This window comes from Streptomyces sp. ISL-98, from assembly GCF_018614055.1.
Taxonomy (GTDB): Bacteria; Actinomycetota; Actinomycetes; order Streptomycetales; family Streptomycetaceae; genus Streptomyces; species Streptomyces spiramyceticus.
This window is the reverse complement of the sequence record NZ_JAGGPB010000039.1, coordinates 88,012-111,704: the sequence shown is the minus strand read 5'-3', so window position 1 is coordinate 111,704 and position 23,693 is coordinate 88,012. Positions and strand designations below refer to the sequence as shown.

Below are 23,693 nucleotides of genomic sequence, written 5' to 3'. Positions count from 1 at the left end.
GCGTCAGAGCGCTTCGATGTCGAAGAAGTCCAGGAGCTCGGGCTCCGAGGCTCCCGGCGAGCCCGGCAGCGGCTGCTCGGCCCAGATGACCTTGCCCGCCGGTGTGTACCGCGTACCCCACCGCTGGCTGAGCTGCGCCACCAGGAAGAGCCCGCGTCCGCCCTCGTCCGTGGTGGCGGCGTAACGCAGATGCGGCGAGGTACTGCTCCCGTCGGACACCTCACAGGTCAGTGTGCGGTCGCGCAGCAACCGTATCCGGACCGGGGCGGAGCCGTAGCGGATGGCGTTGGTGATCAGCTCGCTGAGGATCAGCTCCGTGCCGAAGGCGAGAGCCGACAGGTCCCATTCATCCAGTTTCTCGACGACGACGGCCCGCATGGCACTGACCGCGCTCGGCTCGAACGGCACATCCCACTCGGCGACGCGGTCCGCGCCCAGCGTCCTCGTCCGCGCGATGAGCAGGGCGACGTCGTCCCGCGGGCGAGTCGGCAGCAGTACGTCGAGAACCGCCCGGCAGCTTTCCTGCGGAGGCCGGTCGGGATGGCTCAGAGCGGTGCGCAGCAGCTCCAGTCCCTTGTCGATGTCACGGGTGCGGTCCTCGATCAGCCCGTCGGTGTAGAGCACCAGCTGGCTGCCCTCGCTCAGGTGCAGCTCCGCGGCCTCGAACGGCATCCCGCCCAGCCCCAGCGGCGGTCCGGTCGGCAGTTGCACGACTTCCACCGTTCCGTCGGGGCTGACCACCAGGGGCGGCGGGTGTCCCGCCCGTGCCATGACGCAGTGCTGGGACACCGGGTCGTAGATGGCGTACAGACAGGTGGCGCCCAGCATGCCGTTGTCGGTGTCGCCGTTCTCGTCCTCGCTGTGGTCGATGCGCTGGACGAGGTCGTCGAGACGGGCGAGCAGCTCGTCGGGCGGCAGGTCGAGGGACGAGAAGTTGTGCACGGCCGTGCGCAGCCGGCCCATGGTGGCCGCGGCGTGCAGTCCGTGGCCGACGACATCACCGACGACGAGAGCGACGCGGCTGCCGGACAGCGGGATCACGTCGAACCAGTCGCCGCCCACCCCGGACTGTGCGGGCAGGTAGTAGTGCGCCACCTCGACGGCGCTCTCCTCCGGCAGGCCGCGCGGCATCAGGCTGCGCTGGAGCGTCACGGCCACGGCGTGCTCGCGGGTGTAGCGGCGGGCGTTGTCGATACTGACAGCGGCCCGCGCGACCAGTTCCTCGGCGAGGGACAGATCGTCGTCGTCGAACGGTTCCTGCTTCTGCGAGCGCCAGAAGTTGACCACTCCCAGCACGAAGCCGCGTCCCTTGAGAGGGGCCGTGATGAGGGAGTGGATGCCGTACTCGACAATGCGCTGCGCCCGTGGCGGGTCCTGGGCGAACCAGCCCGGTGCGTCCGCCAGGTCGGGTACCAGTTCGGCCTGGCCGCTGCCGAGGCCGCGGGCCTGCGGGGTGGAGGGGACGAAGTCGATCAGCTTGCCGCTCGGGTAGAGAGGGTGGTCGTCGCGGATCCCGCTGACTGCCGTGCGGCGGATGTCGGCGCCGGTGACGGTGCCGGTCGGCTCGTCGCCGTGGAGCACCGGGTCCGCCAGATCGACGGTCACGAAGTCCGCGAACCGGGGTACGGCGACATCCGCCAGTTCCTCGGCCGTCCGCACCACGTCGAGCGTGGTACCGATGCCGACACCGGCGTCGTACAGCAGCTTCAGCCGTCTGCGCGCCGCATCGGCCCGGCTGGTGAGGATGCGCATCTCGGTGGAGTCGCGGATGGTGACCGCGGCCCCCTCCGCCTGGCCGTGGGGCTTGGTCGGCCGCTGGTTCACCACCAGCAGCCGGTCTCCGGCCGCGAGGACCTCGTCCGTGGCCACCCGGCCGGACATCAGGAGAGCGGCCATGCGCTGATCGAGCCCGGACAGCTCCCGGATGTGCCGTCCCTCCGCGTCGGCCGGAAGATCGAGCAGCCGCCTGGCCTCGTCGTTGGCGAGCAGCAGCCTGCCCTCGCCGTCGGTGATCAGAACGCCCTCGCGTACGGCGTGCAGGACCGCGTCGTGGTGTTCGTACATACGGGTCATCTCAAGCGTTCCGAGCCCGTGGGTCTGGCGCCGCAACCGCCTGGTGACCAGCGCTGTGCCGATGGTGGCCATGGCCAGGCCGGCCGCGCTGACTCCGAGGATGACCGGGAGCTGCCGGTCGACCAGACCGGTGACGTTCTCCACCGTGAGACCGGCCGACACCAGTGCCACGACCCGGCCGCCGGAGGTCACCGGGACGATGGCCTGGATCTCGCGGCCGAGGGGCCCTCGTACGCTCTCGGTGTGCACCTGGCCTGCCAGGGAGGGCTCGATCGTGCCGACGAACCGCTTGCCGATGCGGTCGGGCTGGGGGTGCGTGTAGCGGATTCCGCGGGTGTCCATCACCACGATGAAGTCGACGCCCGCGCTTCTGCGCGTCTCTTCCGTGAGCGGCTGGAGGATCCTGGACGGATCGGGGGCCCTGAGCGCCTCGCGGAGCCCGAGCGAGTGGGCGAATGTCTCCGCGACCGCCACCGACCGGGTACGGGCCTCACGATCGCTGTCGTAGCGCGACTGGAGCACCAGGGCCAGCACGGCACCGGCGGCGAGCAGCACCACGACCGCCACCTGGAGGACGAAGACCTGTCCGGCGACGCTTCGGCGGCGCTTCCTGGCTAGTGAACGCACCAACGCGCCCGGCACGGGTTGAAACGATCGACCACGTTGTCATTTGTAGCACCGGTCGGCCGTCGGGGGGCGGGCGAGAACAGGACGGCCGCCTCGGCAGCGCGCGGTTCAGCAGCCGAGTCGGCGGGTGGGTCAGCGGCTGGGTTACGGCGTCACGATGCGCTCGACCGCGGCCGTGACGAGTTGATCGCGCTCGGCCTCGGAGAACACTCCCGGCAGGGTGAGCTGTTCGACGATGAGCCAGTTGAACGCCAGGTACAGCAGCCGGACCGAGGTCGCGTCGCCGGGCAGGCCGGAAGCCTCGTGATAGGCCACGTTGGCGTCGACGTCGGCACGCACGCGCTCGGTCAGCACCGCGCGCAGCTCGGGGCGCCGGGTGGCCTCCAGGCGCAGTTCGAGCAGCGCCAGATAGCCGGTCCGGAAGGCAGTGACCCGGCCGACCACCTCGCGCATGAGCAGCGCGTACGTCTCCCGGTCCGGTGCGCTCGCCCGCTGACGCGCGATGGTCTCCTCGTCGGGCTGGAGCCGCTCGTAGACACGGGCGCCCGCCTGGGTGAGCAGGTCGTCGCGGTTGGCGAAGTAGTTGGAGGCGGTTCCGGTGGGCACGGCTGCCTCGATGTCCACCGCCCGGAAGGTCAGACCTCGGGCACCCTCCTTGGCCAGTACTTCGATGGCGGCGTCGACGAGGGCCGCCCTTCGCTCGTCGTTCCTGCGCACCATGGGGAAGTACTCCGCTCGTTGCACTACGCACAGACCACTGCAAGCATAGTGCTTCAACGGCGGCGGGCGAGCACCCCGAACAGTGGCGTGCGAGCACCTCGAACAGTCCACCAATACGCGCGGCCGCCCCCGCCCCCGGGCTGCAATGGACGGGTGACCGCGCCCCCGGACGACTGCCTCGCGCGCAATGAGTGGATCTGCGGCGAATACCTCTCGACGCGCAGCGAGATCCTTCTGGACGCGGTCGCGCAGCACCTCCAGCTGACCGTCGTCTCCGTCCTCCTGGGCCTCGTGCTCGCCGTTCCCCTCGCCATCGCCGCACGCCGCAAGCGCTGGGCGGCGGGACCCGTGCTGGGAGTGACGACCGTCCTCTACACCATTCCGTCGCTCGCGATGTTCTCGCTGCTGCTGCCGGTGTACGGCCTCTCCGCCTCGCTCGTCGTCGCAGGGCTCGTGCTCTATTCGCTCACCCTGCTCGTACGCAACATCCTCGCCGGACTGCGGGCCGTGCCCGAGGAGACCCGGCAGGCCGCCCGCGGCATGGGCTACGGGCAGGTCAGGCTGCTGCTCGCCGTCGAGCTCCCCCTCGCGCTCCCCGCCGCCATGGCCGGCCTGCGCATCGCCACGGTCTCCGCCGTCTCGCTCGTCACCATCGGCGCGATCGTCGGCCACGGCGGCCTCGGAAACCTCATCTACACCGGCATGAACACGTACTTCAAGGCCCAGGTCCTCACCGCGTCCGTCCTGTGCGTCGTCATCGCCGTCGCCGCCGACCTCCTGCTGCTCGGCGTCCAGCGGCTGCTCACCCCCTGGTTGCGGGAGTCGCGCGCGTGAACATCCTCTCCGAGGCCTGGGACTGGCTCACCAACTCCGCCAACTGGTCGGGCGAAAGCGGCGTCTGGAGCCGGCTCGGCGAGCATCTCTTCCTCACCGTCGTCTGCCTGCTGATCAGCTGCCTGATCGCACTCCCCGTCGCACTCGTACTCGGCCACCTCGGCAAGGGCGGCGCGCTCGCCGTCAACATCTCCAACGTCGGCCGCGCCGTGCCGACCTTCGCCGTCCTCGTGCTCCTGCTGCTCACTCCCATCGGCGAGTACGGCGACTGGCCGACGATCATCGCGCTGGTCCTCTTCGCCGTACCGCCGCTCCTCACCAACGCGTACGTCGGCATGCGCGGCGTCGACCGCGACATCGTCCGGGCGGCCCGGGGGATGGGCATGACGGGCGGCCAGCTGCTGTGGCGCGTCGAGCTTCCGCTCGCGCTGCCGCTGATCCTCACCGGGGTGCGGATCGCGGCCGTGCAGCTGGTCGCGACCGCGACCATCGCGGCGCTGGCGGGCGGCGGCGGCCTCGGGCGGATCATCACCGCGGGCTTCAATCTCGCGAGCACGCCGCAGGTGGTCGCGGGCGCCGTGCTGGTCGCGGTCTTTGCGCTGCTGGTGGAGGCGCTGTTCGAGATCGGGCAGCGGCTCGCTCCGCAGTGCTCGAAGGGCGGCATGCGATGAGACCCGCCGCCCGGGCCGCCGCTGTTACGTTCCTCCTCACCGCCACCGCCTGCACCACAGGACCCTCGCTGGAGGACCAGGGAGAGGTCACCGCCCCGCCCGGCGACAGCCGCAACCTGACCATCGGATCGGCGGGCTTCACCGAGAGCGACCTGCTCGCCCAGATGTACGCCCTGCTGCTCGGCCGGGCCGGATACGGGACGACGATCCTCTCCGTCACCAACCGGGAGCTGTACGAACCCGCCCTGGAAAGCGGCCAGATCGACGTCGTCCCCGAATACGCCGCCACCTTCGCGGACTGGCTGAACGCCAAGGCCGACGGCCCCGAAGCCCGGCCCGTCGGCTCACCCGACCTGGGCACCACCATGACCGCCCTGCGCAAGCTCGCCACCCCGCGCGGCCTCACCGTCCTCGCCCCGGGCAGGGCCGTCGACCAGAACGCCTTCGCCGTCACCCGTGCGTACGCCGCGAAGTACCGCCTGAAGACCCTCACCGACCTCGGAAAATCGGCGCAGCCCGTGCGCCTCGTGGCGGGCGACGAGTGCGTGAAGCGCCCGTACTGCGAGCCCGGCCTGGAGAAGACGTACGGCATCGACATCACCGCCGTCGACCCCAAGGGCGTCGGCACGACCCCGGCGAAGCAGGCCGTCCAGAGCGGTCAGGACCAGATGCTGCTCACCACGACCACCGACGCGACCCTCGACGACTTCGGCCTGGTGCTGCTGGCGGACGACAAAAACCTCCAGAACGCCGACTACATCGTGCCCGTGGTGAACAGGTCGCGGGCAGGGTCCGCCGGGGTCGCGGCCGCGCTGGACAAGCTCAACACCGTACTGACGACGAAAGACCTGGCGTCCCTCAACGAGCAGGTGGACAGCTGGCGCAGGCTGCCCGAAGACGTCGCCAGGGGCTACCTGGAGTCCAAGAAGCTGATCACGGCGTCGTAGACGTCGAGCCGGCCGCACATCCCGAACCTGCCGTGCGCGGCGGGCTGTTCGGCGTATACGGCCGCCTGCGCCAGGCACCCGCAGTCGCCGTCGTTGACGAGTCGGTGGATGGTGCCGGGCGTGAACCAGGCCGGCGTGCCCTCGGCGAGGGATGTCTCGTGGAAGCCGGATGCGGTGAGGGGTCTGGACCGTGCCCCGGCCGCCGGTCACCAAGTACCTTTCGGAACACGTGAGATGGAGATGGTGCGTGCCGCCGCGCAGCCCGTCGGGGGAGGGCCAGTCGTACACCCGCAGCAGCGAGATGCCGATGCCGCCGGGCAGCCCTTCGTATCCGCTCGGCACGGAGCCTCCTTGAGTGCGGCCAGCGCTTTCTCGCTGCGGAACCTGGAGTCCGCGCGCCAGGCCGGTCAATAGCCCTACGCGTCCGCGACCGAGTCGAAGTCCACCTGACCGCGCGGCACGCCCTGCGCGTCCGCGTCGACCGAGCGGCGCAGCGCCTCGTGGAGCTTCGCCGGAGTGAGTACGCCGACGAACTTCGCGCCGTCGAGTACCGCCACCCACCCCGCGTCGTGCTGCAGCATCTCGCTGAACGCCTGCTTGAGCGGCGCCCCCACCGGAACCCAGGCGTCCATCCGTCGGGCCAGATCGCCGACTTCGGCGCCCTGCCCCGCGAAGGCGAGTTCGTCGGCGGACACCCAGCCGTGCAGGTCACCGCCGTCGGTGAGGACGACGGCCCACCGGGCGCCCTCGGAGCGCAGCCCGGCCGCCGCCGTCTGCGCCGCCTCGTCGAGCCGGGCCACCGGCGGCTGCTCCAGGTCGTCGGCCTCGATCTCGGTGACGGACAGCCGCTTCAGGCCCCGGTCCGCGCCCACGAACTGCGCCACATAGGGGGTCGCGGGCGTGCCCAGCACTGTGCCCGGGGTGTCGAACTGCTCGATGAGCCCCTCCCCGTACACCGCGATACGGTCGCCCATCCGCACCGCTTCCTCGATGTCGTGCGTGACCAGCAGTACCGTCTTGCGGACCGTCGCCTGAAGGCCGAGGAACTCGTCCTGGAGACGCTCGCGCACCACCGGGTCGACCGCTCCGAAGGGTTCGTCCATCAGGAGTACGGGCGGGTCGGCCGCCAGCGCACGGGCGACGCCGACCCGCTGGCGCTGGCCGCCGGACAGCTGGTCCGGGTAGCGCGAGCCGTACACGGACGGATCGAGCCCGACCAGGTCGAGCAGCTCGGCCGCCCGCTGCCTCGCCTTCGGCTTCTTCCAGCCGGTCAGGAACGGGACGGTGGCGGTGTTGTCGAGGATCGTGCGGTGCGGGAAGAGGCCGACCTGCTGGATGACGTATCCGATACGGCGGCGCAGCTTGACGGGGTCGACGCCCGCGATGTCTTCGCCGTTCATGAGGATCCGGCCCGAGGTGGGCTCGATCAGCCGGTTCACCATCATCATCGTGGTCGTCTTGCCGCAGCCGGAAGGGCCGACCAGGGTGACCAGCTCGCCCTCCGCCACCTCGAAGGACAGGTCGTGGACGGCCGTGGTGCCGTCCGGGTAGACCTTACTGACCTGCTCGAACCGGATCATGTACGCCACGCTAGAAGCGGCGGGGGCCGGGCGCACACCGGCCGCGACTGTACGAGTCACCACACATGGACCGCTTCGCCGCCTATTATCCTGCGCGCATGACGACCGATCCGGCACAGCCGATTGAGCAGCTTCAACTTCAACCGATGCCCTCCGACTGGCAGTGTGCCCTGGCCGTGGTGGCGCACCCGGACGACCTCGAATACGGGTGCGCCGGAGCCATCGCGGGATGGACCGACGGCGGCCGCGAAGTGACGTATCTGCTCGCCACTCGCGGTGAGGCCGGGATCGACGGGCTGGAGCCCGCCAAGTGCGGGCCGCTGCGCGAGCAGGAGCAGCGGGCCAGTGCGGCGGTCGTCGGCGTGAGCGCGGTCGAGTTCCTCGACCACAAGGACGGCGTGATCGAGTACGGGATCGGGCTGCGCCGCGACATCGCCGCCGCCGTCCGCAAGCACCGCCCCGAGCTCGTCATCACCCTCAACCACCGCGACACGTGGGGCGGCATCGCGTGGAACACCCCCGACCACCGGGCCGTCGGCCGCGCCGTTCTCGACGCGGCCGGGGACGCCGGGAACCGGTGGATCTTCCCCGAGCTCACCGAGCAGGGCCTCGCACCGTGGGACGGGGTGCGCTGGGTCGCGGTCGCGGGCTCCGCCACGCCGACGCACGCGGTGGACGCGACGCCGGGGCTTGAGCGGGGCGTGCAGTCCCTGCTCGAACACCGGGCCTACATCGAGGCGTTGACGGACGAGGACCCCGAGGCGTATTGCCGCGCTTTCCTGAGCCGGCATGCGCAGGCGGCGGCGCCGCGTTTCGGTGGAACGCCTGCTGTCACGTTCGAGGTCTTCAGCCGCTGAGCCCCGGCCCGTACCCTTCCTGACGCATAGTCAGGAGTGGGGGAGGGGTGCGGTGCTGTGATCGACACCATTGGCACGGAGGTCGCCGAGGGTGAGGAGCGGATGCGCCTCGATATCGAGGACGGCATCGGCGTCCTCACCCTCTGCCGGCCGGACAGGCTCAACGCCTGGAGCTGGGAGTCGACGCGTCAGCTCGGCCTCATGGCGGACCGTGTCCGCTTCGACGACACGGTGAGAGTGGTGCTGCTGCGGGCGGGGGGACGGGCCTTCTGCGCGGGCATCGACGTCACGGCGCCCGGTGGCGGGATCACGGGCCGCTCCGGGGCCGAGCGGACACGTAATTACTACGAAGGCATCCGCTGGGCACACGAAAGGTTCGCCGCCTTCGCCCGTCTCCCGCAGCCCGTCGTGGCCGCCGTGCAGGGTTACTGCCTGGGCTTCGGCTTCGAGCTGGCCCTCATGGCGGACTTGCGGATCGCCGCGGACGACGCGGTCTTCGCACTGCCCGAGGCGCAGCTCGGGGTCGCGGTCGACGCGGGCGGCGATTTGCGGATCGCGCGGGAGGCGGGGGCCGGCTGGGCGAAGTACCTTGCGCTGACCGGGCGGCGTATCGACGTGGCGAAGGCGGAACGCCTGGGGCTCGTGCAGGAGGTCGTACCGGTGGGCGAACTGGCCGCCGCCGCACAGGCGACGGCGGCCGGGATCGCGGCGAACGCGCCGCTCGCGGTCCAGGGCATCAAGCGTTCTGTCGACGCTTATGCGGACGCGGCGATGGCGGGGGCGCTGGAGCGGACGGCGATGACGGCGGCGCTCACGCTGACGTCGGAGGATGCGCGGGAGGGGTACGCGGCGAAGGCGGCTCGCCGCAGCGCGGATTTCGGGGGGAGGTAGAGGCTGGCCGGCCCTGCGGGGCGGAACAGCCGCCCGCAGGGCCACCCGCGCCGCAGGGCCACCCCCGCTACCCCACACCCCCGAACGCCCCCCTCCCCAACTGCTCCCGCACCGGCACCACCGGCGCGCTCACCACACTCCGCCGCTGCCAGTTCGCACCGTCGACCACCAGCGTGTGGCCGGTGATGAATCTGGCGTACGGCGACGCGAGGAACGTTGCCGCCCAGCCCACCTCTCGCGGCTGCCCGACTCTCAGGGCCGGCTGCCGCGCATCCTTCTCCGGTACCCCGTCGAGCGGGCCGCGTATGGCCTCCGTCATGTCGTCGTGCGGGACGAGGCCCGGCACCAGGCCGTTGACCTGGATGCCGTACGGGCCCCACTCGACGGCCAGCGTCTCGACGAGGCTCTGTACGCCCGCCTTGGCAGCCGCACTGTGCGCGAAGCCCGGGCCGCCCGTCCACGCGTACGAGGCACCCACACTGACGATCGAACCCGGCGTCCGGGCTGCGAGATGGCGGCGGGCGAACTCGCGCGTCATGAACCACGTTCCGGTGAGCGTGATGTCCACGACCGAGCGCCACGCGTTCGGCGACATGTCCTCTGCGGGCACAGGGAAGTTGGCCGCCGCGTTGTTGACCAGGACGTCCGGCAGGCCGTACGCCGCCTCGGCCGCTTCGAAGACCTCGGTGATCCGCTCCGGGTCCCGGATGTCGCACACCGCGGCCATGACCCGGCCCCCGCCGCCGATCGCGGCCAGTTCCTCCCGGGCCGGCAGCAGATGCTCCGAGCTGCGGCTCGCGATCACCAGATCCGCACCGAGTCGCGCGAACTCCGCCGCGATCGCCTTGCCGAGCCCCGTCCCGCCGCCCGTCACCAGCACGGTGCTGCCCTCGTACGTGCCGGGCGGCAGCGCGCTCGCGCCCGTCGGCGGAGGGCCGGGAAGGCCGGAGGCCGTTCCCGTCGTCTTCTTCCGCTCTGTCATGGCCGCATCGATACAGCTATCCGCCGCAAAGCTGAATGGCAAAGGGGAACTTATTGAAATGTCCTATTTGGCGTAGCGCGCCATTGACAGTCTGTCAGGTCCCTGGTGGATTCTGTGCGTTGTGATGCGCGAATGCCCACGGTGTTCAACGGGACTTCTGGAGGACGTGTGACGCTCCGCCTGCGCCGCCTCGCCATGCTCGCTACCGCTCTCTCGCTCGTACTCGGTGTTCCTGCCGTCGGGGCCGCCGCCGGCCCGGCGGAAGGCGGCGTCCGAAGATCCGACCCCGTGATAACCCCGACTCCGCAGGACCTCACGCAACGCGCGGACCAGGCCGTTCTCACGCGCACCGTGACGCTCATCGCCGGCGCCGGGGCCGACCCCGCGGCCATCGGTGTGACCCGGCAGGCGCTGCTCGACGCGGGCGTGGACAGCGTCGTACACGGTGAACGTCCCGTCGAGGGCAGGCTCAGCGTGTACGTCGGCGGCGCGGCGGAGACCCCGCAGACCGCGGGCGCACTGGCCGCCCTCGGCATCGAAGGCCCCGTGGAACTTCCGGCCGAGGGCTACGTCCTGGGCATCGGCGAGCGCCGCATCGCACTCGCGGGCAAGGACGCCGTCGGTACGTACTACGCGGCCCAGTCGCTGCGCCAAGTGCTGCCTCGACGCGACCGTCCCGGAGGGAAGGCCGGGGGCATCGAGGTCCGCGACTGGCCGGGCACCGCGACGCGCGGTGTCATCGAGGGTTTCTACGGCATCCCGTGGACCCACGCCGCACGCCTGGACCAGCTCGACTTCTACGGCGAGCACAAGATGAACATCTACGTCTACTCGCCGAAGGACGACCCGTATCTCCGCGAGAGGTGGCGGGAGCCCTATCCCGCCGCCCAGCTCGCGAAGATGAAGGAGCTCGTCGACCGCGCCCGCGCCCGCCACGTCGAGTTCACTTACGCGCTGTCGCCCGGACTCTCCGTCTGCTATAGCTCCGAGGCCGACATCAAGGCGCTGACCGACAAGTTCCGGACAGTCTGGGAGCTCGGCATCCGCACGTACGCCGTCCCGCTCGACGACATCAGTTACACCAAGTGGAACTGCCAGGCCGACCAGGACAGGTGGGGTACGGGAGCGGCTGCCGCGGGAGCCGCCCAGGCGTACCTCCTGAACCGGGTCAACCGGGACTTCATCGCCACCCACCCGGGCGCCGCGCCCCTCCAGATGGTGCCGACGGAGTACTACAACGTCACCCCGTCCCCGTACAAGAACACCCTCGCCGAGTACCTCGACGACGACGTGGTGGTCGAATGGACCGGTGTCGGCGTCATCGCGCCGGTGATCACGGTGTCGCAGGCGATGGCAGCGCGTGATGTGTTCGCCCACCCGATACTGCTCTGGGACAACTACCCGGTGAACGACTACGTCACCAACCGGATACTGCTCGGCCCGTACAACGGCCGGGAGACAGGGATGCCCGCGCAGCTCGGAGCCGGTATCACCGCGAACCCGATGAACCAGGCGTACGTCTCCAAGATCCCGCTGATGACGGTCGCCGACTACACGTGGAACGACGACGCCTACGACCCGCTCAGGTCCTGGCAGACGGCCATCTCCCAGTACGCGGACGGAGACGCGAGGACGGAGAAGGCCCTGCGGATCTTCTCCGACGTCAACTACAGCTCCCGCATCAATGCGCAGCAGGCGCCCGACCTGGCGGCCCACATCGACCGGTTCTGGCAGTCGGGAGACGAAGAGGAGCTGGACGAAGCGCTGGAAGACCTCCAGCTGTCCCCCGACGTGCTGCGCGAGCGCATTTCCGAGCGGGAGTTCATTACCGAAAGCGAGCCCTGGCTCGACGCGGCCGAGGCCTGGGGCGTCGCGACCCGCGCCGCGCTGCGACTGGTCGGCGAGGCGCGCGACGGCGAGGGCGCCGACGCGTGGAAGCTGCGGCAGCGGCTGCCCGGGCTCGTCGCCACGGCGAAGTCCTTCACCTACACCGACCTGGACGGGCGCAGGATTCCGGTGGTCGTGGGTGACGGCGTGCTCGACAAGTTCATCGAGGACGCGGCCGCCGAGCACGACCGGCTGCTCGGCGTGACCGGCAGCGTCAAGGGCCTCACCAGCCTGGGTACGTACCAGGGCAACGTGATCTCGCGGATGCTCGACGGCGACGACTCGACGTACTTCTGGAGCAGCCGCGCGGTGAGGGCGGGCGACCATGTGACGGTCGACCTGCGCAAGGAGCGCGAGATCGGCGAGATCAGTCTCGCCATGGCCAAGCCGGGGAGCGTCAACGACTACCTGCGCCAAGGAGTGCTGGAGTACTCGTCCGACGGGACCAGCTGGGAGCAGCTCGGCGCCTTCTCCGGTACGCCGACCGTGGACGCGACGGCTCCGGCCGGGACGAAGGCGCGCTATGTACGGGCGCGGGCGACGGCCGGCCAGACGAACTGGCTGGTGGTGCGGGAATTCAGCGTCGAGACGCTGGACGCGGCGGTGTCCGGCGGCCCGCCCGCTGCGACCGGCAGCAGCCTGCGGGCCGCGGCCGACGGGGACGTCGGGACCGCCTACCGGGCGGCGCGCGCGTCCGAGCCCGGCGAGGCGCTCCAGGTGGCGCTGGGCGGGGTTCGGGCGGTGAAGTCCGTGACGGTGCTCCAGCCGGAGGGCGGGGCGGCGCGGGCGGCGGTACAGGTGCGGGGGGAGGATGGTGCGTGGCGTACGGTCGGCCAACTCCGCAGGGCCTATGGGGAGTTCAGGGTTGGGGGAGCGCCGGTCTCTGATGTGCGGCTGCTCTGGGCGGCGGGTACGGGTGCGCCGGTGATCGCGGAGGTGGTTGTGCGGTAGGTGCCGCCTGCGGCGCATTCCCCTACCCGCCCCTTTCCCGGCTGTGACATTTTGCGGCTGCCGCCGCGTGGGGGCTCCGCCCCAGACCCCGCGCCTCGGGGCGTCCGGGGGTCTGGGAGCTTGCCCCCGGTTCGGGAAGGGGCGAGTAGGGAAAGATCGTTCGCGGTAACCCGGAGCTGCCTGGCCTGCAGGTGTTCCATTCATGGCAAGCGACCGCTTAGTATGCGCCGAGCGGGTACTGCCTACGGTGTTGTGGAGGACCTCAGATGCAGGCATGGCGTGTATACGAGAACGGTGAGCCGAGCGAGGTGATGCGGCTCGACGAGGTCGAAAAACCCACGCCGGGCGAAGGGCAGCTCCTCCTCAAGGTGCTGGCCGCGAACATCAACTTCCCCGACGCCCTGCTCTGCCGCGGCCAGTACCAGGTCCGGCCGCCCCTCCCCTTCACCCCCGGCGTCGAGATCTGCGGCGAGACCGAGGACGGCCGCCGCGTGATCGCCAACCCGGCGCTGCCGCGCGGCGGTTTCGCCGAGTACGTCGCCGTGGACGCGGCCACCGTGCTGCCCGCCCCCGATGCGCTGGACGACGCTGAGGCGGCCGCCTTGCACATCGGTTACCAGACGGGCTGGTTCGGGCTGCACCGCAGGGCGCACCTCAAGGCGGGCGAAACTCTGCTCGTGCACGCCGCCGCCGGCGGTGTCGGCAGCGCCGCCGTACAGCTCGGCAAGGCGGCGGGCGCCACCGTCATCGGTGTCGTCGGCGGCCCCGACAAGGCACGCATCGCCCGCGAACTCGGCTGTGACCTGGTCATCGACCGGCGCAGCGAGGACATCGTGGCCAAGGTCAAGGAGGCCACCGGCGGGCGCGGCGCCGATGTCGTCTACGACCCCGTGGGCGGCGAGGCGTACGCCAAGTCGGTGAAGTGCATCGCCTTCGAGGGCCGCATCGTGATCGTCGGCTTTGCCAGCGGCGCGATCCCCTCGCCCGGGCTCAACCACGCCCTGGTCAAGAACTACTCGATCGTCGGCCTGCACTGGGGCCTCTACAACACCAAGGACCCGGCCGCGATCCTCGCCTGCCACCAGGAGCTGACCAGGCTGGCCGCCGAAGGCGCCATCAAGCCGCTGGTCAGCGAGCGCGTGGCCATGAAGGACGCGGCGGACGCCGTCCAGCGCGTCGCCGACGGCACGACCACGGGACGCGTGGTCGTCGTACCGGAAGGGCCGACCCGATGACCGACACGCCGGACAAGCTCACCGACGCCGCCGAAGTGCGCCGCCTCACCAGGGAGTTGCTGGCCGCACACCCGTCGGCCACCACGGACCGTACGGACTTCCTCAAGGCCCGCTTCGACGCCGGACTCGCCTGGGTGCACTACCCCGAAGGGCTCGGCGGACTCGGAGTGTCCCGCTCCCTCCAGGCCGTAGTGGACGCGGAGCTGGAAGCGGCGGGCGCGCCCGACAACGACCCGCGGCGCATCGGCATCGGCCTCGGCATGGCCGCGCCGACCATCCTGCGCTTCGGTACGGACGAGCAGAAGCAGAGCCTGCTGCGGCCGCTGTGGGTCGGCGAGGAGGTGTGGTGCCAGCTGTTCAGCGAGCCGGGCGCGGGCTCAGACCTCGCGGCGCTCGGGACGCGGGCGGTACGTGACGGTGGGGGAGGATGGGTCGTCAACGGGCAGAAGGTCTGGACGTCCAGCGCCCATGTGGCCCGCTGGGCCATCCTCATCGCCCGCACCGATCCCGACCTGCCCAAGCACCAGGGCATCACGTACTTCCTGTGCGACATGACCGACCCCGGCGTCGAGGTCAGGCCGCTGCGCCAGATCACCGGTGAGGCCGAGTTCAACGAGGTCTTCCTCACCGACGTACGCATCCCGGACAGCCGCCGTCTCGGCGCCGTCGGCGAGGGCTGGAAGGTCGCGCAGACCACCCTCATGAACGAGCGCGTCTCGATCGGCGGCTCCCGCATCCCGCGCGAGGGCGGCATGATCGGCCCCGTCGCGAACACCTGGCGCGAACGCCCCGAACTGCGCACCCACGACCTGCACCAGCGCCTGCTCGACCTCTGGATCGAGGCGGAGGTCGCACGCCTCGCCGGTGAGCGGCTGCGCCAGCAGCTCGTGGCCGGACAGCCGGGCCCCGAGGGCTCCGGTATGAAGCTGGCCTTCGCCCGCCTCAACCAGGAGATCAGCGGCCTGGAGGTGGAACTGCGCGGCGAGGAAGGGATGTTGTACGACGACTGGACCATGCGCCGCCCCGAACTTGTCGACTTCACCGGACGCGACGCCGGCTACCGCTACTTGCGCTCCAAGGGCAACAGCATCGAGGGCGGTACGAGCGAGGTGCTGCTGAACATCGTCGCCGAACGCGTGCTCGGCCTCCCGACAGAGCCGCGCAGCGACAAGGACATCGCCTGGAAGGACCTGGCTCGATGAGCGATCTGCTGTACTCCGAGGCCGAGAACGACCTGCGCGCAGCCGTACGGTCCCTGCTCGCCGACCGCTGCGACGCCCCGGCCGTCCTCGCCCGCGTCGAGTCGGACACCCCGTACGACCAGCGGTTGTGGGCCTCCCTCGCCACCGAAATGGGCTTGGCCGGGCTGCTTGTGCCCGAGAAGCTGGGCGGCCAGGGCGCCACACACCGCGAGGCCGCGGTGGTGCTGGAGGAGCTGGGCCGCAGCGTCGCCCCGGCGCCGTACCTCACGAGCGCCGTCATCGCCACCGAGACGCTGCTGGCCTGCGACACGCAGGACGAGACCGTGGCGGAGCTGTTGGGCGCGCTGGCCGGCGGCCGTACGGTCGCGGTGCTCGCCGTCCCGCTGTCCGCCGCCCCGGGCGCCGCGCTCTCCGGCACGGTACGGGCGGACGGCAACGGCCTGCTCGTGGGCCGTATCACTGGCGTCGCCGACGCGGCCGCCGCCACGGTGCTGCTCGTACCGGCGCAGGACGGTCTCTACGCGGTGGAGACGGGGGCGGACGGCGTGAGCGTGGACGCCCTCACTCCGCTGGACCTGACCCGGCCGCTCGCCGCCGTCAACCTCGAAGGGGCGCGCGGCCGCCGGCTCGCCGCCTCGGCCGATGCTCCGGTACGCCGCGGGCTGCTCGCCGGGGCCGGACTGCTCGCGTCCGAGCAGCTGGGGGTTGCGGAGTGGTGCCTGGAGGAGGTCGTCCGCTACACGCGCGACCGCAAGCAGTTCAACCGCCCGGTCGGCTCGTTCCAGGCGCTCAAGCACCGCATGGCGCAGCTGTGGCTGCAGGTCGTCTCGGCGCGGGCCGCCGCCCGTAACGCCGCCGACGCCCTGGCCACCGGCGCCACAGACGCGCCGCTCGCGGTCGCGCTCGCGCAGGCGTACTGCTCGCGGGTCGCGGTGCGGGCGGCCGAGGAGTGCGTACAGCTGCACGGCGGCATCGGGATGACGTGGGAGCACCCGGCGCACCTGTACCTCAAGCGGGCCAAGTCCGATGAGATCGTGCTGGGTTCGCCCGGGCGGCACAAGGAGGCCATCGCCGACCTCGTTGACCTGCGAGGACCTCGGTAAGGGGCACGTCCTGGAGCACCCCTCTACATGCTGTTTAATTGCGACCGATTCGCAATAACAGTTGATCTTTATTAGGGGTGTGGGGAGCCATGCTGTCCCGATCGATACGTGGGGCGGCCGCCGCGACGCTGGCCGGAACGCTGGCCATCACCGCGGCGGCCTGCTCGAATCCGGGCGGGAGCGCCGCCGGACACGGGGCCGGGGATTCGGCGGTCGTCGGCATCGCGTACGAGCCCGAGACGCTCAGTCCTCTCCTCGGCTACGGCAAGGACGGCAACTCCAAGATCTTCGACGGGCTGCTCACCTTCGACGAGGAGATGACGCTCAAGCCCGCGCTCGCCGCCGAGCTGCCGGAAGTCGGCGACGACGGCCGGACGTACACGTACACCCTGCGCCAGGGCGTGAAGTTCAGCGACGGCAAGCCCTTCACGTCCAAGGACGTGGTCTTCACCTACAAGACCATCCTCGACAAGAAGACCAACAACGCCTCCAAGACCGAGCTCGACGCGGTCAAGGACGTCCGGGCCGAGGGCGACCACAAGGTCGTCTTCACGCTCAAGTACCCGTACGCGCCGTTCGCCGAGCGCACCGTTCTGCCGATCGCCCCCGAGCACGTCGCGGGCCGCCAGGACGTCAACAGCGGCGCGTTCGCCACCGAGCCGGTCGGCACCGGACCGTACATCCTCACCGGCTGGTCCAAGGGCGAGAAGCTCAGCTTCAAGGCCAACCCCGGTTACTGGGGCGGCGAGCCGAAGGTGAAGAAGTTCACCATGGCGATCATCAAGGACGACGACGTGCGCGCCACGCGGCTGCGCGCCGGCGACCTCGACGGGGCCGTCCTGCCGCCCAACCTGGCCAATACCTTCAAGGATGACAGCGGCAGGACCACGTACGCCGCCAGGTCCTTCGACTACCGCACCGTGACGCTGCCGACCCACAACAAGGTCGCGGGCGACACGGACGTACGGCGGGCCCTCGACGTCGCCGTCGACCGCCAGGCCATGGTCGACCGGATCCTCGAAGGCGCGGGCAAGCCGGCGTACGGTCCCGTCCCGACCGACAGCCCCTGGTTCGCCAAGGGCACCGAGCGCACGCACGACCTCGCCAGGGCGAAGAAGATCCTCGACGAGGCGGGCTGGAAGGCGGGCGCCGACGGCATCCGCGTCAAGGACGGCGTACGCGCCGAGTTCCCGCTCTGGTACCTGTCCGGCGACAAGCTCCGCCAGGACCACGCCCTCGCCTACGCGTCCGACTCGAAGAAGGCCGGCATCAGCATCAAGACCCAGGCGGGCACCTGGGAGGTCATCATGCCGCGCATGAAGCACGACGCGGTCCTCGCGGGCGGCGGAGCGCCCGGCGACCCGGACTTCGACCAGTACGCGCTGCTCCAGTCCTCCCTCGCGGGCGACGCCTTCAACAACATGGCCCGGTACGACAACCCGGCCGTCGACAAGGCGCTCGAAGACGGCCGCCGGAGCGGTGAGACGGCCGATCGCAAGGCCGCGTACGACACCATCCAGCACGAGCTCGTGAAGAACCCGGGCTACACCTTCCTCACCCACATCGACCACCTGTACGTCGTCGACGACAAGTGGTCCGGGCTGACGACGCAGACCGAGCCGCACGACCACGGCCTGGCCTCCGGCCCGTGGTGGAACGTCGAGGACTGGACGCCGAAGAAGTGACACACCCGAGCCGGAAGCTCCCCTGGGGGCCGATGGCGAGGATGACGGGGCGGCGGATCCTGTTCGCCGTGCCCGTCCTGCTGGTGGTGACCTTCGGCGTCTTCGCCGTCGCCGCCGCCTCGCCCTTCGACCCCGTCAAGGCATACGCGGGCACCGCGGGCCTCACCGCCTCGCAGGAAAACCTCGACCAGCTCCGCGCCAACCTCGGCGTGGACCAGCCGCTCGTCGGACGCTGGTGGCACTGGCTGACCTCGGCGGTCACCGGAGACCTCGGCGACTCGGGTGTGATGCGCCGGCCGGTCGCCGACGTCATCGCCGAACGCCTGGGCTGGTCCGTCCTCCTGGCCGTGGCCGCGTTCGTCGTCGCGATCCTGCTCGGTACGACGCTGGGCGTGCTGGCCGCGCGCAGGCAGGGCGGCCGGCTGGACCGGGCGGCGAGCTCGGCGGCGTACACCCTGGAGGCGGCGCCCGCGTTCTGGCTGGGCCTGCTGGCCATGTGGCTGTTCGCCCTGAAGCTGGGCGTCCTGCCGGCCGGCGGCCTCACCGACACCGCCAGCGACGTCGTCACCTTCGGCCAGGTCGCCTCGCACCTGGTGCTGCCCGCGGCGGTCCTCGGGGTCTCCCAACTTCCCTGGTTCTTCCTGTACGTCCGCCAAGGCGTCGCCGACGCGCTGGAAGAGGACCCGGTGCGCGGGGCGCGATCGCGTGGCCTCAGCGAACGCACGGTCCTGCTCGGCCACGCCCTGCGCTCCGGAATGCTGCCGATGCTCACACTCGTCGGCTCGCGCGTGCCCGAACTCATCACGGGCGCGCTGCTCGTCGAGACGGTCTTCAGCTGGCCGGGCATAGCGGCGGCGACGGTGCAGGCGGCCACTGCCGTCGACTTCCCCCTGCTGGCAGCGCTGACCGTGCTGGCCACGGTGGCGGTGCTCGCCGGAAACCTCCTCTCCGACGTGCTGTACGGACTGGCGGACCCGAGGGTGGGCTTCGATGGCTGAACCCACCGCATGGCGCTCCCACGGCCGCACCCGCCGCTCGACCCGCACGATCCGCGTCCGTACGTCTGCGCTGATCGTGGCGGCGGTGGTCCTGGCGGTCCTGGTCGTACCGCCACTGGCCGACCTCGACCAGCAGGCCGTCGACTTGTCGATGAAGCTCCAGCCGCCGTCCCCGGCCCACCCCTTCGGGACGGACGACGTCGGCCGCGACCTGTTGCTGCGCTGCGTCTACGGACTGCGCGTCTCACTCCTCGTCGGCCTGGTCGCGGCGCTGGCCGCCACCTTCATCGGAACGGCGGTCGGCGCGGCGGCAGCCGCGTTCGGCGGCTGGACGGACCGGGTGGTGATGCGGCTGGTCGACACCTTCTCGTCCGTCCCGCACCTGCTGCTCGGCATCTTCATCGTCGCGATGTTCCGACCGGGGGTGTGGCCGGTGATCGTGTCGGTGGCCCTCACCCACTGGCTGTCTACGGCCCGTATCGTCCGCTCGGAAGTCCTGTCGCTGCGCTCGCGTCCGTACATCGACGCGGCGGTGTCCGGGGGCGCGTCGCGGTGGCGGGTGACTGTCCGTCACCTGCTGCCGGGCGTATTGCCGCAGGCGGGCCTTGCGGCGGTGCTGATGATTCCGCACGCGATGTGGCACGAGTCGGCGCTGTCCTTCCTGGGCCTCGGCCTGCCGACGCACCAGGCGAGCCTCGGCAACCTGGTCCAGTCGGCACGCGGTTCGCTGCTGGCGGGCGACTGGTGGCCGACGCTCTTCCCCGGCCTGCTCCTGATCATCCCGACCCTGGCGATCGCAGGCCTGGCCGGAGCCTGGCGGGAACGACTGAACCCCCGCCGCCGATCGGAGCTGATGCTGTGAGTACCCGACACAACACGTCCCCCCGGGACCAGGCCCCGGCCCCGGCGGAGAGCGCGCAGCGAGACGACGCGACCGCCGATGCCCCACGACCTGCAGCCACGGCCCGCCCCGGCGAGGCCGCGGCGCCGCCGCAGCGCGGCACGGCGACACCGCCGAAGGCGCTGGCTGTTGGCGAACCTGAGTCGGCTGGTGGCGGCGCGATCGTCGTGCCGCGGATCGTGAGCGGGGGCTTCGCGTCGGCGCCGGTTGCCGGTCTGCGTGGTGCTGGGGCCGTTTCGGCGGAGCCGGGCGCAAGCAGCGGCGCGAGCGCGCCCAGGGGAGTGGCAGGCGGCTCGGCGAAGGCGCCGGCTGCTGGCGATTGTGAGTCGGCTGCCAGCAGGGTGGTCGTCGTGCCGCAGGCCGTCGACGGGGGCTTCGCGTCGGCGCCGGTTGCGGGTCTGCACGGTGCCGGGGGAGATTCCGCGGAGCCGGGCGGCGCGGAGGACGGGGCGAACGCGACCAGCGGCGCGGCGGACCCGTCTGCGTCGGCTGTCGGCGGTGTCTGTCGTGGTGCAGCCGTTGGGGGACCTGTCCTGGCCGTGCGCGGGCTTTCCGTGCGTTTTCGGATGCGGGGCGGCGCGCATATCGCCGCCGTTGCCGGTGTGAGCTTCGATCTCGCGGCCGGGGAGTGTCTCGCCCTCGTCGGTGAGAGCGGGTGCGGCAAGTCCGTGCTTGCCTCTGCGCTGCTCGGGCTTCTCCCCGGCAACGCGCAGACCGCAGGATCCGCGCGCCTCGGCGGCGTAGACCTGGACCTCCTCACCGCCGACGAACGCACCCTCGCGCGCACCGTGCGGGGGCGTCGTATCGGGCTCGTACCGCAGAGTCCCGCCGCGCACCTCACGCCCGTACGAACCGTCGGGGCGCAGCTCGAAGAGACGCTTCGCGAGCTCACCGGGACGCGCAGGCGAAACCTGCGCAAGGCGGCGCGGGAGGCGGCCGGGCGGGCCGCGTTTCCAGTGGACCACCTCGACCGCTACCCGCACGAGCTGTCCGGCGGGCTCGCGCAGCGCGCCGCGACCGCCCTCGCGCTCGTCGGGGACGCACCGCTGCTGCTCGCCGACGAGCCGACCACCGGCCTCGACCGGGACCTCGTCGACCGGACCGTCGACGAGCTCCGCCGCCACGTCGACGACGGACACGCACTCCTGATGATCACCCACGACCTCGCGGCAGCCGAGCGCATCGCCGACCGCGTCGCCGTCATGTACGCCGGGCGGATCGTCGAACTCGCCGACGCAGCAAGCTTTTTCGGTGCTCCCGGGCCCCTGCATCCCTACGCCCGGGGGTTGCTGGACGCCCTGCCCGAGCGTTCCTTCACGCCGATCCCGGGTATGCCGCCCGAGCTCGGCGACCTGCCCGCCGGATGCGCGTTCGCCGCCCGCTGTACGTACGCCTCCGAAGCATGCGCCGTACAGCCGGACTTCGCGGACGGCATCGCCTGCCACCACCCGCCGGCCGAGGAGCGTGCCCGTGCTTGAGCTCGATGCGATCACCGCCGGTTACGAGCGAGGGGCTCCGGTCGTGCGGGACGCACAGCTGACCGTCGAGCCGGGCGAGGCCGTCGGCCTGCTCGGGCCGAGCGGCTGCGGCAAATCGACGCTCGCCAGGGTCGCCGCCCTGCTGCACCGGCCCGACGCGGGCACCGTCACCCTTGACGGCCGCACCGTCACGGGGTGGCGCCACCGCGCCCCGCGCGAACAGCGCACCGCCGTCGGTGTCGTCTTCCAGCAGCCAAGGATGTCTGCCGACCCCCGGCTGCGGCTGCGCGACCTGATCGCGGAACCACTGCGCGCTACAGGGCGGCGTAACGAAGCGGCAGAGAGAGTCGGGGAGTTGGCCGCAACGGTCGGCCTCGGCGACGAACTGCTGGGCCGTCGCCCGCACGAAGTCAGCGACGGTCAGCTGCAACGCGCCTGCCTGGCCCGCGCACTGGTGCTGCGCCCGCGCTGGCTCGTCTGCGACGAGATGACCGCGATGCTGGACGCGTCGACGACGGCCGCGCTGATCGCGGTGGTCGAGGCGTACCGGCGCGAGCGTGGCGCCGGCCTGCTGGCCGTCGGCCACGACCGCGTGCTCCTGGAGCGCTGGTGCGACCGCACACTCCGGTGGGAGGACGTCGCCGCAGCCTGAGCGTGTCAGTGCGTAGTAGCTTGAACCCGGGGCAACAGATGGCCGAACTCTTGTCAGGGGCCTGCCCATTGAGCCCGTACGGAGCGGATACTCGCCGGAGTCCTGAACCGCCCCCCGTACGCTCCGGAGGCACCGCACATGGCCGTCCCCGCGCCCACCCGCCGCAGAGTCGTCACCACCTTCGCAGCCGCCCTTGCGGGAGCCGTCGCCGTACCCGCGTTCGCCCAGGCAGCCGAGAGGAAGCCCGGCCCGAAGCCCCTGCGCCGCGCCCATGCCCACAACGACTACGAGCACGAACGGCCCCTGCTCGACGCCCTCTCCCACGGCTTCACCAGCGTGGAGGCCGACATCTACCTCGTCGACGGGCAGCTCCTCGTCGCCCACGATCCGGTCGACCTCGACCCCGCCCGCACGCTCGAATCGCTCTATCTGGCCCCCCTTATGGCCAGGATCAGGGCAAATCACGGCACCGTATACGCCGGTTACCGCCGCCCCGTACAGCTGCTCATCGACATCAAGAACGAGGGCGCCGAAACCTACCTCGAACTCCACCGCCAACTGCGCCGCTACCGCCGCATGCTCAGTACGTACGCCCACGGCCACGTACGCCCCGGCGCGGTGATCCCCGTCATCTCCGGCGACCGCGCCGCCCGCGCCCCGATGGAGGCGCAGCGCGTCCGGTACGCGTTCTACGACGGGCGCCTCGACGACCTCGGCACGGCGGCCCCCGCCTCTTTCGTCCCGCTCATCAGCAGCAACTGGACGCAGAGCTTCAGCTGGCTCGGCACCGGCCCCTTCCCGGCAGCCGAGCGGGCAGAACTGCACGCCATCGTCTCCGCCGCCCACAAGCACGGCCAACGTGTCCGCTTCTGGGCCACTCCCGACCTGGCGGGGCCTTCGCGCGACGCCGTCTGGGCCGAGCTGCTCGCCGCGGGCGTGGACCACATCAACACCGACGACCTCGCCGGCCTTGAGCGCTTTCTCCGCACCTACGACGCGTAGCGGATACGACGCGTAGCGGGAACTACAGGCAGTCAACACCCGTACGGCGGACACGCTTTCCGCCCGGATGGCCCCTTCGTTACGCCACACTGGCGGCCGAATGCCGCAATTCAGGCGCGGCGGAGGAGGTTGACCATGGCCATTTCGATCTCACTGGTGCTGCTCCTGCTCATCCTCGCGGTTATCTTCCTGCGCAGTGGGGGACTGAAGCTGTCACACGCGCTGGTCTGTGCCCTGCTCGGCTTCTTCCTGGCGGGTACGAGCATGGGCCCGACCATCCAGAACGGCATCGCCGCCACCGCCGATGTCGTCGCAGGCCTCAAGCCCTGACCCGGTGAAGTGATGGGGGCAGACACGCGGCGGGCCTTCTCCTACGATTCGGCGAACAGCGATCACGGGGGATACGCGGGGAGGGGA

The 23,693-nt window shown here is 71.0% G+C and carries 20 protein-coding genes and 1 pseudogene; 16 read left to right on the top strand and 5 right to left on the bottom strand.

What is annotated here, in order from left to right; translation table 11 throughout:
* Positions 1–3: 3 nt before the first annotated feature.
* Both J7I98_RS26490 and J7I98_RS26485 read right to left on the bottom strand, forming a co-directional pair.
* Positions 4–2,700 carry a SpoIIE family protein phosphatase gene (locus tag J7I98_RS26490; protein ID WP_308377941.1) on the bottom strand — a complete coding sequence of 899 codons (2,697 nt, stop codon included), beginning with the start codon at positions 2,698–2,700 and terminating at the stop codon, positions 4–6.
* 144 nt (positions 2,701–2,844) lie between these two features.
* On the bottom strand, positions 2,845–3,420 hold the full coding sequence (locus tag J7I98_RS26485; protein ID WP_214926826.1) for a TetR/AcrR family transcriptional regulator: 576 nt from the start codon (positions 3,418–3,420) through the stop codon (positions 2,845–2,847).
* 153 nt (positions 3,421–3,573) lie between these two features.
* Between J7I98_RS26485 and J7I98_RS26480 the strand changes: the two genes are divergently transcribed.
* Genes J7I98_RS26480 through J7I98_RS26470 form a run of 3 tightly spaced genes read left to right on the top strand, consistent with a single transcriptional unit; the run spans position 3,574 to position 5,872 of the window.
* On the top strand, positions 3,574–4,254 hold the full coding sequence (locus J7I98_RS26480; protein WP_214926825.1) for an ABC transporter permease: 681 nt from the start codon (positions 3,574–3,576) through the stop codon (positions 4,252–4,254).
* Positions 4,251–4,925 (top strand): ABC transporter permease, encoded by a 675-nt coding sequence (locus tag J7I98_RS26475; RefSeq protein WP_214926823.1) that lies wholly within the window; start codon positions 4,251–4,253, stop codon positions 4,923–4,925. Before J7I98_RS26480 ends, J7I98_RS26475 begins: the two co-directional genes overlap by 4 nt.
* Positions 4,922–5,872: an ABC transporter substrate-binding protein gene (locus J7I98_RS26470; RefSeq protein ID WP_214926815.1), complete on the top strand. Its 951-nt coding sequence runs from the start codon at positions 4,922–4,924 to the stop codon at positions 5,870–5,872. The genes J7I98_RS26475 and J7I98_RS26470 overlap by 4 nt, the downstream gene beginning before the upstream one ends.
* An 89-nt stretch (positions 5,873–5,961) precedes the next feature.
* On the opposite strand, the pseudogene J7I98_RS41365 reads toward J7I98_RS26470, so the two are convergent.
* Positions 5,962–6,214 (bottom strand): annotated as a pseudogene (locus J7I98_RS41365) (cupin); the annotation flags it as partial.
* 74 nt (positions 6,215–6,288) lie between these two features.
* On the bottom strand, positions 6,289–7,452 hold the full coding sequence (locus J7I98_RS26465) for an ABC transporter ATP-binding protein (RefSeq protein ID WP_214926814.1): 1,164 nt from the start codon (positions 7,450–7,452) through the stop codon (positions 6,289–6,291).
* A gap of 98 nt (positions 7,453–7,550) precedes the next feature.
* Here J7I98_RS26465 and J7I98_RS26460 point away from each other — a divergent pair, with 98 nt between their 5' ends.
* On the top strand, positions 7,551–8,309 hold the full coding sequence (locus J7I98_RS26460) for a PIG-L deacetylase family protein (RefSeq protein WP_251021207.1): 759 nt from the start codon (positions 7,551–7,553) through the stop codon (positions 8,307–8,309).
* 57 nt (positions 8,310–8,366) lie between these two features.
* Positions 8,367–9,200, top strand: coding sequence for an enoyl-CoA hydratase/isomerase family protein (locus tag J7I98_RS26455; protein WP_214926807.1), 834 nt, complete (start codon positions 8,367–8,369; stop codon positions 9,198–9,200).
* 67 nt (positions 9,201–9,267) lie between these two features.
* Here J7I98_RS26455 and J7I98_RS26450 read toward each other — a convergent pair whose 3' ends face one another.
* Entirely contained in the window at positions 9,268–10,182 is a 915-nt protein-coding gene (locus J7I98_RS26450; protein WP_214926804.1) for an SDR family oxidoreductase, read from the bottom strand.
* A gap of 195 nt (positions 10,183–10,377) precedes the next feature.
* Between J7I98_RS26450 and J7I98_RS26445 the strand changes: the two genes are divergently transcribed.
* The 11 genes from J7I98_RS26445 to J7I98_RS26395 all read left to right on the top strand — a co-directional run bounded on the left by J7I98_RS26445 (position 10,378) and on the right by J7I98_RS26395 (position 23,606).
* Complete coding sequence (locus J7I98_RS26445) at positions 10,378–13,020, top strand: beta-N-acetylglucosaminidase domain-containing protein (protein ID WP_214926900.1); 2,643 nt, start codon at positions 10,378–10,380, stop codon at positions 13,018–13,020.
* Between the two features lie 266 nt (positions 13,021–13,286).
* Positions 13,287–14,255: an NADPH:quinone oxidoreductase family protein gene (locus tag J7I98_RS26440; protein ID WP_214926802.1), complete on the top strand. Its 969-nt coding sequence runs from the start codon at positions 13,287–13,289 to the stop codon at positions 14,253–14,255.
* The gene (locus tag J7I98_RS26435) at positions 14,252–15,457 is read left to right on the top strand and encodes an acyl-CoA dehydrogenase family protein (RefSeq protein ID WP_214926800.1); all 1,206 of its coding nucleotides are present in this window, start codon (positions 14,252–14,254) and stop codon (positions 15,455–15,457) included. The genes J7I98_RS26440 and J7I98_RS26435 overlap by 4 nt, the downstream gene beginning before the upstream one ends.
* On the top strand, positions 15,454–16,560 hold the full coding sequence (locus J7I98_RS26430) for an acyl-CoA dehydrogenase family protein (protein WP_214926798.1): 1,107 nt from the start codon (positions 15,454–15,456) through the stop codon (positions 16,558–16,560). Before J7I98_RS26435 ends, J7I98_RS26430 begins: the two co-directional genes overlap by 4 nt.
* 89 nt (positions 16,561–16,649) lie before the next feature.
* A complete protein-coding gene (locus tag J7I98_RS26425; protein ID WP_214926797.1) occupies positions 16,650–18,245 on the top strand; it encodes an ABC transporter substrate-binding protein in 1,596 nt (531 codons plus the stop codon).
* 32 nt (positions 18,246–18,277) lie between these two features.
* Positions 18,278–19,243, top strand: a complete 966-nt coding sequence (locus J7I98_RS26420) for an ABC transporter permease (RefSeq protein ID WP_214926795.1) — start codon at positions 18,278–18,280, stop codon at positions 19,241–19,243.
* On the top strand, positions 19,236–20,105 hold the full coding sequence (locus J7I98_RS26415; RefSeq protein ID WP_214926794.1) for an ABC transporter permease: 870 nt from the start codon (positions 19,236–19,238) through the stop codon (positions 20,103–20,105). The genes J7I98_RS26420 and J7I98_RS26415 overlap by 8 nt, the downstream gene beginning before the upstream one ends.
* A gap of 605 nt (positions 20,106–20,710) precedes the next feature.
* On the top strand, positions 20,711–21,622 hold the full coding sequence (locus J7I98_RS26410) for an ABC transporter ATP-binding protein (RefSeq protein ID WP_214926891.1): 912 nt from the start codon (positions 20,711–20,713) through the stop codon (positions 21,620–21,622).
* Positions 21,615–22,274, top strand: coding sequence for an ABC transporter ATP-binding protein (locus J7I98_RS26405; RefSeq protein WP_214926792.1), 660 nt, complete (start codon positions 21,615–21,617; stop codon positions 22,272–22,274). Before J7I98_RS26410 ends, J7I98_RS26405 begins: the two co-directional genes overlap by 8 nt.
* 138 nt (positions 22,275–22,412) lie before the next feature.
* Positions 22,413–23,276 (top strand): phosphatidylinositol-specific phospholipase C/glycerophosphodiester phosphodiesterase family protein, encoded by an 864-nt coding sequence (locus J7I98_RS26400; protein ID WP_214926786.1) that lies wholly within the window; start codon positions 22,413–22,415, stop codon positions 23,274–23,276.
* A 135-nt stretch (positions 23,277–23,411) separates the two neighbouring features.
* On the top strand, positions 23,412–23,606 hold the full coding sequence (locus J7I98_RS26395; RefSeq protein ID WP_214926778.1) for a hypothetical protein: 195 nt from the start codon (positions 23,412–23,414) through the stop codon (positions 23,604–23,606).
* The last annotated feature ends 87 nt before the right edge of the window (positions 23,607–23,693 follow it).